Genomic DNA, 17270 nt, shown 5'->3' with positions numbered 1-17270 from the left:
AAAAAATAATTTATACTTTTACGCCCATCAAGGCTTTTAGTTTTACTTCGAAAAGAACAAAGTTTTGATAAGCAAAGCGCTTATCGTATAATTTTCAAATTACGATAATGGAAAAGCGTAAATTAAGTTTCTGGGAAATCTGGAATATGAGTTTCGGTTTCTTAGGAATACAATTTGGTTTTGCACTGCAAAACGCAAATACTTCAAGAATTTTTGAAACCCTTGGTGCAGAAATTGACAAAATTCCAATTTTATGGATTGCGGCTCCTGTTTCAGGATTAATAATTCAGCCTGTAATTGGTTATTTCAGTGACAGAACATGGACTCGTTTAGGAAGACGTCGTCCTTATTTTTTAATTGGCGCTATTTTGTCTTCATTGGCTTTGTTTGTAATGCCCAACTCTCCAACTTTATGGATTGCTGCAGGAACTTTATGGATAATGGATGCCTCGATAAATGTTTCAATGGAGCCTTTCCGTGCTTTTGTCGGAGATAATTTACCAGACGAGCAGCGCGCATTAGGTTTTGTAATGCAGAGTTTCTTTATTGGTACCGGTGCCGTTGTAGGTTCTATTTTACCTTATCTATTCACAAATGTTTTTGATGTCAGCAATGTTGCTCCAAAAGGAATAATTCCTGATGCCGTAAAATGGTCATTTTATATTGGCGGAATCGTTTTTCTGCTTTCTGTTTTATGGACCGTTTTTAAATCAACCGAATATACTCCGGAAGAACTTCATGCTTTTGAAGCTAACAGCAAAAAAGACTCTGAAGACCTATCAAATTCTGAAACAGAATCTGGCGTTTCTACAAAAAAACAATTGCTTTTAGGGCTATTGTTTGCTGGTATCGGAGCTTTAATTTCATTTTTAATCTTCGAAAACAATCTGGCAAAAGAACTTTATATTCTATTTGTTGGTCTAATTTTTATGGGTGTTTTATTTGTAATTGCATCGCAGTTACGAACAAAAAAAGTTCAGAATGGTTTTACCATAATCATGACTGATTTGTTGAATATGCCAAAAACGATGCAAAAATTAGCCTGGGTTCAATTTTTCTCTTGGTTTGCGCTTTTCTCAATGTGGATTTATACAACTCAAGCAGTTACACAGCATATTTTTGGCACTACAGACACAACTTCAAAAATCTACAATGATGCCGCCGACTGGGTTTCGGTATTATTTACAGTTTATAACGGAATTGCCGCTGCAGTTGCTTTCTTATTACCAGTTATTGCAAAAAAAGTAGGCGTTAGAGCAACACACTTATTGGCATTATGTGCAGGAGGTGTTGGTTTAATTTCTGTTTATTTTATTGGCGATAAACAAATGCTTATCCTTCCAATGCTTGGAGTTGGTATTGCATGGGCAAGTATTTTATCAATGCCTTATGCCATGTTATCTGGTGCTCTGCCTGCTGCAAAAATGGGTTATTATATGGGAGTTTTTAACTTTTTCGTAGTAATTCCTCAAATCGTAGCCGCTACGATATTAGGTTTTGTAATCAAACAATTCTTTCATAATGAACCTATTTACGCTCTAATAATTGGAGGTGTATCAATGATTTTCGCAGGATTATTGACTCTTAGAGTAAATAGTAAAACTAAAATTGAAATCCATGAATAATAAAAAAGCATTCATATTCGACCTTGACGGAGTAATCGTCGATACTGCTAAATATCACTTTTTGGCTTGGCAAAAAATCGCTCAGTCATTACATATAAATTTTACACATGAAGATAACGAACTTTTAAAAGGCGTAAGCCGCGTTCGTTCTTTAGACATTATACTTGGATTAGGAAATGTAGAGGCTTCTCAGGAAGACAAAGACAAATGGCTGATTCAAAAAAACGAAGATTATTTATCTTATTTAGTTGACATGGATGAAAGTGAGGTTCTTCCAGGAGTTTTAAAAATTCTAAAACTATTAAAAGATAAAAAACAGGGAATTGCATTAGGTTCTGCCAGTAAAAATGCAAGACCAATTTTAGAAAAAACAGGAGTTCTGTCTTACTTCGATGTTATTGTTGACGGAAATGACGTTACCAATGCAAAACCAGACCCTGAAGTTTTCTTAAAAGCGGCTCAATTATTACATATTGATCCTAAAGACTCAATTGTATTTGAAGATTCTGTTGCCGGAATTCAGGCAGCAAATATTGCAGAAATGGTAAGTGTGGGAATTGGTGAGGAAACAATTTTGCATGAGGCTGATTTCATTTTTAAAGATTTCACTTTCATAGATGAAACCTTTATCGAATCATTAATCACAAAATAAAATCAATCATAAATCAATCAATCACAAAAACACTTTAAAAACAAATGAACCAAGATTATATAAAACCAGACAATTGGTCAATTATAGAAGAAGGATTTGATGCCGAGAGAGTAAAATCGTCTGAAAGTCTTTTTAGTATCGGGAACGGTGCTATGGGACAACGCGCCAATTTTGAAGAAACCTATTCAGCAGAAACTTTTCAAGGAAGTTATATTGCTGGAATCTATTATCCGGACAAAACAAAAGTGGGCTGGTGGAAAAACGGTTATCCGAAATATTTTGCCAAAGTACTAAACGCCCCAAACTGGATTGGAATTGACATTGAAATCAACGAAGAAAATCTTGATTTAAACAGCTGTACCGAAGTTAGAAACTTCCGCAGAGAATTGAATATGAAAGAAGGTTGGTACAATCGTTCTTTTGAAGCTGTCCTTAAAAACGGAACCGAAATCGCTGTAAACGTTCGTCGTTTTCTTTCATTAGATTTAGACGAAGCCGGAATCATTAAATACGATATTACACCTTTAAACAAAGATGCAAAAATCGTTTACAAACCTTATATTGACGCTGGTGTAACCAATGAAGATGCAAACTGGGAAGAAAAATTCTGGGAACCGCTTGAAGTTAAAAAAGGCACAAACGAAGCTTTTGTAACCGCTCAAACGTTTAAAACGCATTTTAAGGTTACAACTTTCATGCACAATACGATTTTGGCAAATGGAGAAAATATCAATGTTTCGCCATCAACAATCGATTCAACAACAGATAAAGTTCAGTATACTTACGGAACTATAATTGCAAAAGGACAAACCTCATCAATTCAAAAAATTGGTGGATATACCGTTTCTTTAAACCATGAAAATACTTTGGCTGGAGCCGAAAAAGTAATCAAATCTGCAATTAATTTAGGATATGATGCTTTGCTTCAAAATCAAATTGAGGCTTGGGCAAAAGTTTGGGAAATGTCAGATATTACTATTGAAGGCGATGTAAAAGCGCAACAGGGAATTCGTTTCAACATCTTCCAATTAAACCAAACGTATTCAGGAAAAGATTCTCGTTTAAATATTGGTCCAAAAGGTTTTACAGGAGAAAAATACGGCGGATCAACGTATTGGGACACTGAGGCTTATTGTATTCCATTTTACATGGCAACAAAAGACCAGCAGGTTGCGAGAAACTTATTGACATATCGTTACAATCAATTAGACAAAGCGATTGAAAACGCTAAAGATAATTTAGGTTTCAAAAACGGTGCTGCATTATACCCAATGGTGACCATGAATGGTGAAGAATGCCACAACGAATGGGAAATCACACACGAAGAAATCCACAGAAATGGAGCGATTGCTTTTGCGATTTATAACTATTACCGTTACACCGGAGATTACTCTTATATTCCTGAAAAAGGTTTAGAAGTTTTAATTGGGATTGCTCGTTTTTGGCACCAAAGAGCTTCTTTCTCAAAAGATAAAAATCAATATGTAATTCTTGGTGTTACAGGGCCAAACGAATACGAAAACAACATCAACAATAATTTCTACACCAATTATATTGCAAAATGGTGTATCGATTTTGCTGCAGAACAAATTGAAAAAGTAGCTTCAGAATATCCTGCTGATCACAAACGCATTTTAGACAAAGTAAATCTTTCATCTGAAGAAATTAAAGAATGGAAGAAAGTAGCAGATGATATGTACTTCCCAATTTCAAAAGAACTTGGAATCTATTTACAGCAAGACGGTTTCTTAGACAAAGATTTAGTTCCTGTAAAAGATTTAGATAAATCACAGCGTCCAATTAACCAAAAATGGTCTTGGGATCGTGTGTTGCGTTCACCTTACATCAAACAAGCTGATGTTCTGCAAGGTTTCTATTTCTTCGAAGATCATTTCTCAAAGGACGAATTAAAACGCAATTTTGAGTTTTACGAATCGTTTACTGTTCACGAAAGTTCGCTTTCGCCTTGCGTGCACTCGATTCAGGCAGCAGCTTTAGATAAAATGGACATGGCATATACATTTTATTTAAGAACTTCTCGTTTGGATTTGGATGACTATAATAAAGAAGTAGAAGAAGGCTGTCATATCACGTCGATGGCGGGAACTTGGATGAGCATTGTAGAAGGTTTTGGAGGAATGCGTGTTAAAAATGACCAGCTTCATTTCTCTCCAAAAATTCCAAAAGAATGGAAAGGTTACTCTTTTAAAATTAATTTCCGAAACCAAATTTTAAAAGTAGCTGTAAATCACAACGAAACAACTTTTACTGTAGACGGCGATCAAGATTTAACTATTATTGTTAACGGAAAACCTGAAATTGCAAGTAAATTTGTACAAATAAATTAAATTACAATACTCTAAAATCTAAAAAACATGAAAAACTTATTTTTCGCAAGTTTAATTTTGTTTGCGTTTAGCACGGTTGCAAAAGCGCAGCAGTTAAAATCACCCGAAGGAAAGTTCGTAATGGAATTTTCTCTTCAAAACGACGGAACTCCAACGTACAATTTAAAATACAAAAACAAAGAAGTTGTAAAAACCAGTAAACTAGGTCTTGAACTTAAAGATGATAAAAAATCTTTATTTAACGACTTCACAATTACTGATACAAAAACTTCCACTTTTGACGAAACTTGGAAACCGGTTTGGGGAGAAGTAGATCACATCAGAAACCATTATAATGAATTGGCTGTTACTTTAAACCAAAAAGGAACAGACAGACAAATCGTAATCCGTTTCCGTTTATTCGACGACGGACTTGGATTTAGATATGAATTTCCAGCGCAAAAGAATCTTACTTATTTCGTAATTAAAGAAGAAAGATCTCAATTTGCTATGACTGGAGATCATACCGCTTTCTGGATTCCAGGAGATTATGACACTCAGGAATACGATTACACAAAATCGAAATTATCTGAAATTAGAGGTTTATCTGAAAAAGCATATACAGCAAACGTTTCTCAAAAATCTTTTTCACCAACAGGAGTTCAGACTTCTTTGATGTTAAAAACTGCTGATGGAATCTACATCAACTTACACGAAGCGGCTTTGATCGACTATTCTTGTATGCATTTGAATTTAGATGATAAAAACTTAGTTTTCGAATCTTGGTTAACGCCAGATGCAAAAGGAGATAAAGGGCACATGCAGGCGCCAAATCATTCGCCTTGGAGAACGATTATCGTGAGCGATGATGCTAGAGAAATCTTAGCTTCAAAAATGACTTATAACCTAAACGATCCATCAAAAATTGAAAATACTTCTTGGATTAAACCAGTAAAATACGTTGGTGTTTGGTGGGAAATGATTACAGGAAAAAGCTCTTGGTCATATACTAATGATTACCCAACAGTACAATTAGGTGTTACTGATTTTGCGAAAGCAAAACCAAATGGAACTCACGGAGCAAACAATGCTAACGTAAAAAAATACATTGATTTTGCTGCTGCAAATGGTTTTGACGCCGTTTTAGTTGAAGGATGGAATGAAGGCTGGGAAGACTGGTTTGGACATTCTAAAGATTATGTTTTTGATTTCTTAACGCCTTACCCGGATTTTGATGTAAAAGGTCTTCACGAATATGCAAAATCTAAAGGTGTAAAAATCATCATGCATCACGAAACTTCAGGATCTGTTCGTAACTACGAGCGCCACATGGATGCTGCTTACAAATTCATGAACGATAACGGGTATGATGCTGTAAAAAGCGGTTATGTAGGTGATATTTTGCCAAGAGGTGAAAATCACTACAGCCAATGGATTGTAAATCACTACCAATATGCTATCGAAAAAGCAGCAGATTATAAAATTATGGTGAACGCTCACGAAGCAGTTCGCCCGACAGGAATTGCAAGAACGTATCCTAATTTAATTGGAAACGAAGCAGCAAGAGGAACGGAATACCAAGCATTTGGAGGTTCTAAACCAAATCACGTTACAGTATTACCATTTACACGTTTAATTGGAGGTCCAATGGATTATACTCCTGGAATCTTTGAAATGGATATCAGCAAAATGAATCCGGACAACAAATCGCATGTAAACAGTACAATTGCAAACCAATTAGCATTATACGTTACTATGTACAGCCCATTGCAAATGGCTGCTGATACTCCAGAAAACTACAACCGTTTTCCAGATGCATTCCAATTCATTAAAGATGTGGCTGTAGATTGGTCAGAAAGTAAATATATTGAGGCTGAGCCAGGAGATTTTATTACCGTTGCCCGTAAAGCAAAAGGAACAAACAACTGGTTCGTTGGAAACGTAAACGGAGAAACCCCTCGTACTTCAAACATCGATTTCAGCTTCCTTGAAAAAGGAAAAAAATACACAGCAACAATTTATGCTGATGCAAAAGATGCGCATTACAAAACTAATCCGCAGGCTTATACAATCAAGAAAATTGCTGTAACAAACAAATCAAAATTATCTCAGTTTTCTGCTCCAGGAGGAGGTTATGCGATAAGCATTATTGAAAACAAATAATTTTTAAAGACAAGTAATTAACCCCAAGATTACTTGTCTTTTTTTTAAATTGAAAAAAGCTTATCCTAACAGGTTTCAAAATCTGTTAGGCATAAATCATAATCCTACTTAAATCCGATTTAAATGAATTACAAATCAAGCTTTTTAATTATTTTAATAACACTTTTGACTCTTAACGGCTACTCTCAACAGAAAGTGGCAGCGAAATATGATTATTTATTATACCTGCCAAAAGACTATTCAAAAGAAAATAAAAAATATCCACTTGTAATTTATCTTCATGGAGGAGGACAAAAAGGAAATGATTTAAATAAGCTCAAAACATACGGTTTACCTTATTTAGTCGAAAAAGGACAAAATTTTGATTTTATAATTGCATCGCCTCAATGTCCAGACAATAAATACTGGTCGACAGAAAATTGGTTCGAAACATTATTTGCCGATTTAGAAGCAAAATATAAAATCGATAAAAGCAGAATTTACATAACTGGAATTAGCATGGGCGGTTACGGAGCATATATAACAGCTTTGGACTTTCCCGACAAATTTGCTGCCATTGTAGCACTTTGTGGCGGAATTAACGACAGCGATACAACAAGAGTCTGCAATCTCAGTAAAATTCCTATTTGGGCTTTTCATGGCACAGCCGATGATAAAATTCCATTTAGTGAAACGGAAAGAATTGCAAAAGGTCTTGAATCTTGTAAAACCAAAAACAACTTCAAGTTTACTCGTTTAGAAAATGAAGGGCATGAAATTCAGTATTTATATGAAACAAAGCCTGAAATTTATAAATGGATGCTTGAACAGAAGAAATAAAAAATACAAACTATGAAAAACCAAAAAACATCACTTATCTATAAATTAGCCCTATTGGTTTTGTTGTTTTCTGCTTCCGCGAAAGCGCAAATCCAAAAAGTAGAACCGCCATTTTGGTACGCAGGAATGAAAAATTCGGAACTACAGATTATGTTCTACGGAAAAAATATTTCACAATACGAAGCTTCGGTCTCTAATAATGTTGCGATTAAAAATGTAGAAAAAACAGAAAACCCAAATTACCTTTTCGTAACTATTGATACGAAAGACGTAAAAGCTTCTGAACTGGTTTTCTCGTTCAAAAACAACAACAAAGTTGCCTTTAAACAAAAATATGCTCTAAAAGAAAGAAGAGCGAATTCGGCAGAAAGAAAAAGTTATGATGCATCTGATCTAATTTACCTAATCATGCCGGATCGTTTTGCTAACGGAAATCCAAAAAACGACAGCGATGCTTCTTTAACTGAAAAAGGAAACCGTCAAGATCCAAGCGGACGCCACGGTGGAGATATCGAAGGAATCATCAAAAACTTAGATTATATTTCGTCTCTTGGCGCAACTACAATCTGGAGCACGCCTTTATGCGAAGACAACGACAAACAACATTCGTATCATACTTACGGACAATCTGATGTTTACAAAATCGATCCGCGTTACGGAACGAATGACGATTATGCTCGTTTATCGGCAGAAATGCACAAAAAGAACATGAAACTGGTTATGGATTATGTGACCAATCACTGGGGAATTACACATTGGATGATGAAAGATATTCCAACCAAAACATGGTTCAATCAATTTGAAACTTTCATGCAAACGCACCACAGACGAGAGGTAATAACCGATATTCACGCTTCAAAAATAGATCAGGAAGTTTGTGTTGACGGCTGGTTTGTACCTTCAATGCCGGATTTGAATCTTAGAAATCCATTAGTGGCAAAATACTTAACTCAAAACGCTATTTGGTGGATTGAATTTGCTAATCTTGATGGATTTAGAGTAGACACTTACAACTATTCAGATAAAACTGCCATGGCAAATTGGGCAAAATCTATTACAGATGAATATCCGAACTTTAATATTGTAGGTGAAATCTGGATGCACAATCAAGCGAATTTAGCTTTTTGGCAAAAAGACAGTAAAATTGGCGCTATTGAAAACTACAATTCAAACCTTCCATCTGTAATGGATTTTACGCTTCAGAGTCAAATCACTTCTGCTTTCAGTGAAGATGAACCAAACTGGGATAGCGGATTGATTAAATTCTACAACAATTTTGCAATGGATTTTTTATATCCAAATACCAATAATATTTTGGTTTTTTCCGAAAATCATGACACAGATCGTATGAACGAAAAGTTCAAATATGATTTACCAAAATACAAACTGGCAATGACTTTATTGGCAACAGTTCGCGGAATTCCGCAAATTTATTACGGTTCAGAAATCGGAATGGGCGGAGATAAAGGCAAAGGCGGAGATGCCGATATTCGTCAGGATTTCCCAGGCGGATGGGCTGGAGATAAAAATAACGCTTTCACCAAAGAAGGAAGAACGGCAGAACAAGCTGCTTACTTTGATTTTAGTTCGAAATTATTCAACTGGAGAAAAACAAACGAAGCGGTTCATTTCGGAAAAATGACGCATTACATTCCAGAAAATAACACGTATGTATATTTCAGATATACTGATAATAAAACGGTTATGGTAGTTTTCAATAACAATGCAAAAGAACAGGTTGTAAAAACAAATCGTTTTAAAGAAAGTATCAAAAACTTTAAATCTGGTAAAGATGTTATTTCAGGAAAAACATTCGATTTAGCTTCTGAAATTACTTTAGAACCAAAATCGGCTTTGGTTTTAGAATTGGAATAAAGCTTAACCGCGAAGTTCGCAAAGAGAAACGCAAAGTTCACAGTATTTTTTTTGCCACAGATTATAAAGATTAGCACAGATTTGTTTGCCACGAATTTCACTAATTTTCACAAATTTAAATATGATAAATTAATTCATGGAGATTCGTGAAATTCGTGGCAAAAGAAAAAAATCATTTTAATCTGTGTAATCTGTGGCTATTTTTTTTCAACATGATGTTTATCTAAAAAACTCTTAAATAATGAAAAAATACACTTTCCTTTATCTATCTTTAGTATTCTTAATAATGAGTTGTTCTGGCTCAAAATCAGTTACAATGAATAATACTTCAAAGACACCTTTCGTTTGGGAAGGAGCAAATGTTTATTTTTTACTTACAGATCGTTTTTACAACGGAGACACTTCCAACGATGTCAATTTTAACCGAACCAAAACTCCCGGAAAATTACGCGGATTTGAAGGCGGTGACATCATCGGAATCACTAAAAAAATCGAATCAGGATATTTTGAAAAACTAGGAATCAATGCCATTTGGCTTACGCCGATTGTAGAACAAATTCATGATGGTGTTGATGAAGGAACTGGATTGAGTTACGGTTTTCATGGCTATTGGGCAAAAGACTGGACGGCTCTAGATCCCAACTTTGGAACAAAAGAAGATTTAGGTAATCTCGTAAAAAAAGCACACGAAAAAGGCATCAGAATAATTCTTGACGGCGTTATTAATCATACAGGACCAGTAACTCCCGAAGATCCCGTTTGGCCTTCAGATTGGGTTAGAACGGGCGTTGTCTGCGATTACAAATCGTTCCAAAATACAACAATGTGTACTTTGGTTGATAATCTTCCAGATGTTAGAACAGAAAGTACTCAGGAAGTAGCGCTCCCTCCTTTTTTAATAGAAAAATGGAAAAAAGAAGGCCGTTATGAAAAAGAAATTGCTTCGTTGGATGAATTCTTTAAAAGAACAGGTTACCCAAGAACTCCGAAATATTACATCATAAAATGGCTTACAGATTACATTCTGGAATTCGGAATTGACGGCTACCGTGCCGATACCGTAAAACACACTGAAGAAGCCGTTTGGGCTGATTTTAAAAAAGAATGTGATTACGCTTTCGAAACCTGGAAAAAACATCATCCTTTACAAGTTTTAGATCAGAATCCGTTTTACACCATTGCCGAGGTTTACGGTTACGGAATCAGCGGTGGGCAGGATTATGATTTTGGAGACCGAAAAGTCAATTATTTTCAAAATGGTTTCAACAGCATGATTAATTTTGAGTTTAAATGGAATGCAGCTCAAAACGATTACGAAGGTTTATTTTCTAAATATTCGAATGCACTTAACAATGATTTAAAAGGCTATTCTGTCCTTAATTATATGTCTTCTCACGACGACGGACAGCCTTTTGATGCCAATAGAACCAAAAGCATCGAAACCGCAAATAAACTACTGCTTTCTCCTGGAATGTCTCAGGTTTATTATGGAGACGAATCTGCAAGATCTTTAGTCATTGAAGGAACTCAAGGTGATGCTACTTTACGTTCTAATATGAATTGGGAGGATATTCAGAACAATCCTGAAACACAAAAAACACTTTTACACTGGCAGAAATTAGGTCAGTTTAGACGAAACCATCCAGCTGTTGGAGCTGGAGTTCACAAACTTATTAATCCATATCCTTATACTTTTTCCAGAACATTTACAAAAGGCTCTTTTACAGATAAAGTAATTATGGGAGTAGATTTACCTAAAGGAAAAAAAGAACTTCCTGTTGGCGACGTCTTCCCAAACGGTACAAAACTAAAAGATACATACTCGAATCAAGAAGTCGAAGTAATAGATGGAAAAGTGATTATAGACAATGATTTTGATATTGTTTTATTAGAGATGATTTAACCGCAAGGAACGCTAAGATTTACGCGATGTTCGCAAAGGTTTTTAGCCACAGATTATTAGGATTAAAAGGATTTTTAAAAATCTGTGCTAATCTTTATAATCTGTGGCTAACTTTTTTTATAATATTTGCTCCCGATAGCTATCGGGATTGCGTAAAACTTTGCGACCTTTGCGGTTAAACACACAACAGATGCTGAAGATCGCACATCGAGGCGCCAAAGCCTACGAACCTGAAAATACTTTACAAGCTTTTCAAAAAGCCTTAAATCTAAATTCTGACGGAATTGAACTCGACGTTCACTTAAGCTCTGACGAACATATCATAGTAATTCATGACGAAACTATAGACAGAACCACAAACGGAAAAGGTTTAGTCAATGATTTTACTTTAGCAGAATTAAAATCATTTTTAATTGATGGCAAATATCAAATCCCAACTTTAAATGAAGTTTTTGATCTGGTTGACAAAAAATGTTTGATCAATATCGAATTAAAAGGTTTAGGAACTGCGTCTAAAGTTGTTGCATTAATCGAGAAATATATCTCTGAGAAAAACTGGAATTACAATCATTTCATCATTTCAAGTTTTGATTGGAATATGTTGGAGGAAACATCAAACCTAAACCCGAATATCCCAATTGGTGTTCTAACAAAAGAAAATATAGATACTGCTTTGGCTTTCGCCGAAAAAATAAAAGCAAAAGCCATTCATCCTGATTTTAATTTATTGAATGAAGAAAATGTTCAACAAATTCAGGAAAAAGGATTTCTGGTTTTACCGTGGACGGTAAACACAGAAGAAGACATTCAAAAAGTAAAAAGTTACAACGTAAACGGAATTATCTCTGATAATCCAGACAAAATATAAAATCAGCCACGAGAAACTTTGTCAAAGTTTAAAACTTTGACAAAGTTCATCAGGGTTCAATAAAAAATTCGTGATCCCGATAGCTATCGGGAGTGGCAACCCAAAAAAATATGATCAAAAATTTCGACATAATAATCGTTGGCGGAGGCGCTGCAGGTTTTTTCACCGCAATTAATATTGCAGAGAAAAATCCGAAACTCAAAATTGCTATTTTAGAAAGAGGAAAAGAAGTACTTTCAAAAGTCCGTGTTTCCGGCGGCGGACGATGCAATGTTACACACGCTTGTTTTGAACCCAACGAATTAGTAAAATTTTATCCTCGCGGAGAAAAAGAACTTCGAGGACCTTTCCATCAATTTTGTTCTGGAGATACTATCGAATGGTTTGAAAAGCACGGTGTCGAATTAAAAATCGAAGAAGATGGAAGAATGTTTCCGGTTTCAAATTCATCGCAAACCATTATTGATTGCTTCTTAAAAGCAACTGAAAAATTAGGTATCAAAGTACTAACTGGTCAAAGTGTACAATCCATTTTCAAAAAAGAAAATCATTGGAAAATTGATACACAAACCGATAATTATACTGCCGAGAAATTAATAATGGCAACCGGGAGTAATCCTAAAATCTGGGAAATGCTTCAGGAGCACGGACACGCAATTGTGAGCCCTGTTCCTTCCCTATTTACTTTCAACATCAAAGATTCTCGAATTAAGGAATTGCCAGGCGTTGCAGCTCAAGTTACCGTAAATGTAAAAGACACTAAACTCGAGTCAACAGGGCCTTTGTTAATCACGCATTGGGGAATGAGCGGTCCAGCGATTTTAAAACTTTCGGCTTGGGGCGCACGCATTCTGCACAACAAAAATTATCAATTTACCATTTTCGTGAATTGGTTAAATGATGTTGATTTTGAAGATGCTGAAAAAATCCTGAAAGATTTAAAACAAGAACACGCCAAAAAAGCCGTTTCTAAAAAATCTCCTTTTGATTTTCCGAATCGTTTATGGGAAAGTTTGGTTCTCGCTTCGGGAATTGATTCTGAAACGAAATGGGCAGATTTATCTAAAATTCAATTACAGAATTTAACTTCACAACTAACAAAATCTGAATTTAAAGTAAACGGAAAAAGCACTTTCAAAGAAGAGTTTGTAACCGCTGGTGGAATCGATTTAAAGGAAATCAACTTTAAAACCATGGAAAGTAAAATTCACGAAAACCTTTATTTTGCTGGCGAAATTGTAAATATCGACGCTATTACTGGCGGATTTAATTTTCAGAATGCCTGGACAAGCGGGTTTATTCTGGCTCAAAATATTTAATACAAAATGAAATTTAAAGGAATTATTTTTGATTTAGACGGTACGCTAGTAGATTCATTACACGATATCTCAGATGCGATGAATAAAGTACTTACTGCTCTAAGTTACCCAATACATAATTACGATACTTACCAATATTTCATCGGAAGTGGTTTACGAAATTTGGTAAGCAAAGCTTTGCCCGCTTCAAACAGTTCTGATGATGAAATCGAAAGTTGTTTTGAATGCATGGTTGATGAATACTCAAAAATCTGCACATTGAAAACAAAACCTTACGACGGAATTGTTGAATTATTAGAAAACCTGACTTCGCAAAACATTAAAATGGCAGTTTTCTCCAACAAAGCCGACGAATTAACGAAGAAAATAGCATCAGAAATATTTCCAAATCACTTTGACACAGCGGTTGGTTTGAGCACAGAAGAACTTAAAAAACCAAATCCGTTTGAAGCAATTGAAATCAGTAAAAAATGGAATTTAAAACCCGAAGAAATTCTTTTTGTCGGAGATTCTGATATTGACATGAAAACGGCTATAAATGCTAATATGTTTCCTGTGGGAGTAACTTGGGGCTATAGAACCGAAGATGAATTGAAATCTAGCGGGGCAAAAGCGGTTATTAATAATGCTTCAGAATTAATCGAAATATGTAAATCGTGAATGCTGAATTAGAAAAACAAATACTATCAATCGCTTCGTTTTCTGAAAAAGAAATCGAAAAGATAGATTCTTGTTTTGAATATGAAAAGTTTACCGCTAAAGAATCTCTTTCTTCAATGGGAAAAATCAGCAATAAAATCTTTTTTGTTGTCGAAGGTCTAGCGCGGGTTTATTATTTAAAAGACGGAAAAGAAATTACTACGTATTTAAGCTGTGATGAAGGTTTTATCGCTTCATATTCCAGTTTTATAAATCAATCCGTTTCTTTTGAAAATATTCAGTGTATTGAAGATTGCGAAGTTCTTTCGATTACTTTCGAAAAAATGCAGTTTTTGTATAACGAAATTCCGAATTGGGAACGTGTTGGAAGAATTTTAGCAGAGCAGAATTATCTTTGTATGGCCGATCGTGTTCTCAAACTGCAAATGATTCCGGCAAAAGAAAAGTACCAGACTTTTTTAACATCGGCTCCAGCCAAAATAATTCAGCGAACACCTTTAATTTATATCGCTTCTTTTCTCGGAATTACTCCGGAATCGTTGAGCAGAATCCGTCAGGACATTTCTTAACATTTATCAAGTGGATTAAGAATCTGAATTCAAATCTTTGTCAATATAAAATTCAAGAAAATGAAAAATATTGCCAAAGACGTTTACCAGATTCCATTATTTCCTCGCAACGCCATTAATTGTTATGTAATTGAAGATGTTTTAATTGATGCCGGAATTAGAACTTCTGCCAATAAAATAATAAAAGCAATTAAAGGTAAAACCATTACCAAACACGCCTTGACGCATGCCCATGCTGATCATCAGGGAAGCAGTAAAATAATCTGCGAAACCTTTAATATTCCACTTTTATGCAGTGAACCTGAAAAGGCATTTGCAGAAAACGGAAATGTAATTACAGAATACCCAAATCCAAATCATTTTATTTCGAAATTTCAGGAGAATTTCTGGGCAGGAAAAGGACATCCGGTTTCTCAAACCTTAAAAGAAGGCGATCAAATTGGCGGATTCACGGTTATTGAAACTCCAGGACATTCATGTGGACATATTTCTTTTTTCAGGGAAAACGACGGTGTTTTAATTGTAGGCGATGTGATGACCAATATGAATCTTTTAACCACAAAAGTCGGTTTGCATGAACCTCCACATTTGTTTACCGCTGACAAAGAAACCAATCGAGAGTCCATTCTAAAATTGGCTTCGCTAAAACCAAAAATACTTTGTTTTGGTCACGGGCCTGTTCTATTTAATAATGGGGAATTGGAAAAATTTGTTCACTACTTATTCAACCACCAAATGCTGGCATTTAAAACTGTTGCAAATCCAACCCAGGCTAAATATGGAATCAGTAAATAACCTGCAGTTCTATTAATTTTGATAAACTTTAAATACGTTTCATAAATCATCAGCCATAAAAGCACAATTTCAATTAAAGCTAACATTGGATTTTTTAATCCGAAGAATAAATAAGACCAAATCGCATTTAATGCCAATTGAATTATAAAAAAAAGCAATGCCTTTTTAACTTCTTCTGTCTGCTGCTTTATTTTATCCCAAACCAAAGCTGCTGCAACGGCCATTAAGATGTAGATCACTGTCCAAACTGGCATAAAAACCCAATTTGGAGGATTAAAAACTGGCTTTTCAAGCGTTACGTACCAAGTTTCAATACTTGGCTTTGTAACCACTCCTGCAGAATACCCTACTGTTAAACAAATTACTAAAGCTATGGCGATTTTTACGAACTTATTCATGACATCAAATTTTGAATTCAAAAATAGTCAAAAGAAAAATTAAACCATTACGTGGAAGTTCATTTTAGCAAAGACAATTTATATTTTCTTATATTACTTATATGGTGAAAAAATTTAAAAACTATCTTTGCCAAAATTTTATAATTCATGTTAACAGCAGCTGATTTTATACCAAAGCCATATACTTCAACGATCGAAAACGGAAACTTTGAATGGAGCGCTTCAAGCAACATTGCCTTAGTGAAATACTGGGGGAAAAAAGAAAACCAGATTCCAGCAAATCCTTCGGTAAGTTTTACTTTGAACAATTGTAAAACAATTACCAAATTGGCTTTTTCTAAAAAAGACGCTTCGACTCCGCTCAGCGAGACAAATGGTTTTTCTTTTGATTTACTTTTTGAGGGAAAACCAAAAGAAGATTTTAAACCGAAGATTCAAAAGTTTTTAGAAAGAGTTGAAGTTTATCTGCCGTTTTTAAAAGAGTATCATTTTACGATTGACACTCAGAACACTTTTCCGCACAGTTCAGGAATTGCTTCTTCGGCTTCTGGAATGGCTGCGCTGGCGATGAATTTTATGAGTTTAGAAAGAAAATTGAATCCAGAAATGACGGATGATTATTTCTATCAAAAAGCTTCATTTCTTGCTCGATTAGGTTCTGGAAGTGCCTGCCGAAGTGTGAAAGGAAATGTAGTCGTTTGGGGGAATCAGGAAAATATTGAAGGAAGCACCGACTTATTTGGAGTAGAATTTCCGTATACAATTCACGAAAACTTCAAGAATTATCAAGATACCATTTTATTAGTTGATAAAGGCGAAAAACAAGTTTCGAGCACAGTCGGTCATGATTTAATGCACAATCATCCTTATGCAGAAAGACGTTTTGCACAAGCACATGAAAATCTGGATAAATTAATCGTCATTTTTGAAAACGGAGATTTAAACGAGTTTATAAAAGTTGTAGAAAGTGAAGCATTGACGCTGCATGCTATGATGATGACATCTATGCCCTATTTCATTTTGATGAAACCTAATACGCTGCAAATCATAAACGCAATCTGGAAATTCAGAAACGAAACCCAGATTCCAGTATGTTTTACACTTGATGCTGGAGCAAATGTACACGTTCTTTATCCTGAAAATGTTAAAGAAAAAGTACTTCAATTTATTCAGGACGAATTAGTTGTATTTTGTCAGAATAGTCAATACATTTGCGACAAAATTGGAGAGGGCGCGATTGCATTATAATTTTCCGTATCTTTAGTTAAATTTTTTATTAGAAAGACATAAAATAAAT

Annotated in this window: 14 protein-coding genes; 13 read left to right on the top strand and 1 reads right to left on the bottom strand. The window is 35.0% G+C overall.

Features of this window, described 5'->3' with window-relative positions; all coding sequences use genetic code 11:
- The first annotated feature begins 107 nt into the window (after positions 1–107).
- The 12 genes from ACTJIW_RS05035 to ACTJIW_RS04980 all read left to right on the top strand — a co-directional run bounded on the left by ACTJIW_RS05035 (position 108) and on the right by ACTJIW_RS04980 (position 15575).
- A complete protein-coding gene (locus ACTJIW_RS05035) occupies positions 108–1625 on the top strand; it encodes an MFS transporter (RefSeq protein ID WP_433814932.1) in 1518 nt (505 codons plus the stop codon).
- Positions 1618–2277 carry a beta-phosphoglucomutase gene (gene pgmB / locus ACTJIW_RS05030; RefSeq protein ID WP_440714596.1) on the top strand — a complete coding sequence of 220 codons (660 nt, stop codon included), beginning with the start codon at positions 1618–1620 and terminating at the stop codon, positions 2275–2277. Before ACTJIW_RS05035 ends, pgmB begins: the two co-directional genes overlap by 8 nt.
- 44 nt (positions 2278–2321) lie before the next feature.
- Positions 2322–4625 carry a glycoside hydrolase family 65 protein gene (locus ACTJIW_RS05025; protein WP_440714597.1) on the top strand — a complete coding sequence of 768 codons (2304 nt, stop codon included), beginning with the start codon at positions 2322–2324 and terminating at the stop codon, positions 4623–4625.
- Positions 4626–4652: 27 nt separating this feature from the next.
- Positions 4653–6767, top strand: coding sequence for a glycoside hydrolase family 97 protein (locus ACTJIW_RS05020; protein WP_440714598.1), 2115 nt, complete (start codon positions 4653–4655; stop codon positions 6765–6767).
- 123 nt (positions 6768–6890) lie between these two features.
- Positions 6891–7586, top strand: a complete 696-nt coding sequence (locus ACTJIW_RS05015; RefSeq protein WP_440714599.1) for a prolyl oligopeptidase family serine peptidase — start codon at positions 6891–6893, stop codon at positions 7584–7586.
- Between the two features lie 12 nt (positions 7587–7598).
- Positions 7599–9461, top strand: coding sequence for a glycoside hydrolase family 13 protein (locus ACTJIW_RS05010; protein WP_440714600.1), 1863 nt, complete (start codon positions 7599–7601; stop codon positions 9459–9461).
- A gap of 241 nt (positions 9462–9702) precedes the next feature.
- Entirely contained in the window at positions 9703–11364 is a 1662-nt protein-coding gene (locus ACTJIW_RS05005) for an alpha-amylase family glycosyl hydrolase (RefSeq protein ID WP_440714601.1), read from the top strand.
- Positions 11365–11554: 190 nt separating this feature from the next.
- A complete protein-coding gene (locus ACTJIW_RS05000; protein WP_440714602.1) occupies positions 11555–12232 on the top strand; it encodes a glycerophosphodiester phosphodiesterase in 678 nt (225 codons plus the stop codon).
- 110 nt (positions 12233–12342) lie between these two features.
- Positions 12343–13551: an NAD(P)/FAD-dependent oxidoreductase gene (locus ACTJIW_RS04995; RefSeq protein ID WP_440714603.1), complete on the top strand. Its 1209-nt coding sequence runs from the start codon at positions 12343–12345 to the stop codon at positions 13549–13551.
- Positions 13552–13557: 6 nt separating this feature from the next.
- Positions 13558–14211 carry an HAD family hydrolase gene (locus ACTJIW_RS04990; protein WP_440714604.1) on the top strand — a complete coding sequence of 218 codons (654 nt, stop codon included), beginning with the start codon at positions 13558–13560 and terminating at the stop codon, positions 14209–14211.
- A complete protein-coding gene (locus ACTJIW_RS04985; RefSeq protein WP_440714605.1) occupies positions 14208–14780 on the top strand; it encodes a Crp/Fnr family transcriptional regulator in 573 nt (190 codons plus the stop codon). Before ACTJIW_RS04990 ends, ACTJIW_RS04985 begins: the two co-directional genes overlap by 4 nt.
- A gap of 60 nt (positions 14781–14840) precedes the next feature.
- Positions 14841–15575: an MBL fold metallo-hydrolase gene (locus ACTJIW_RS04980; RefSeq protein WP_440714606.1), complete on the top strand. Its 735-nt coding sequence runs from the start codon at positions 14841–14843 to the stop codon at positions 15573–15575.
- On the opposite strand, the gene ACTJIW_RS04975 is transcribed toward ACTJIW_RS04980, so the two are convergent.
- On the bottom strand, positions 15497–15973 hold the full coding sequence (locus ACTJIW_RS04975) for a TspO/MBR family protein (protein WP_012023470.1): 477 nt from the start codon (positions 15971–15973) through the stop codon (positions 15497–15499). The two genes, ACTJIW_RS04980 and ACTJIW_RS04975, sit on opposite strands and share 79 nt — an antisense overlap.
- 147 nt (positions 15974–16120) lie before the next feature.
- Between ACTJIW_RS04975 and ACTJIW_RS04970 the strand changes: the two genes are divergently transcribed.
- Positions 16121–17221: a diphosphomevalonate/mevalonate 3,5-bisphosphate decarboxylase family protein gene (locus ACTJIW_RS04970; protein WP_440714607.1), complete on the top strand. Its 1101-nt coding sequence runs from the start codon at positions 16121–16123 to the stop codon at positions 17219–17221.
- Positions 17222–17270 lie beyond the last annotated feature (49 nt).

Source organism: Flavobacterium sp. 22659, from assembly GCF_052044235.1.
GTDB lineage: Bacteria > Bacteroidota > Bacteroidia > Flavobacteriales > Flavobacteriaceae > Flavobacterium > Flavobacterium johnsoniae.
Note: the sequence above shows the minus strand (reverse complement) of the source record. Positions and strands in the feature narration are given on the sequence as shown.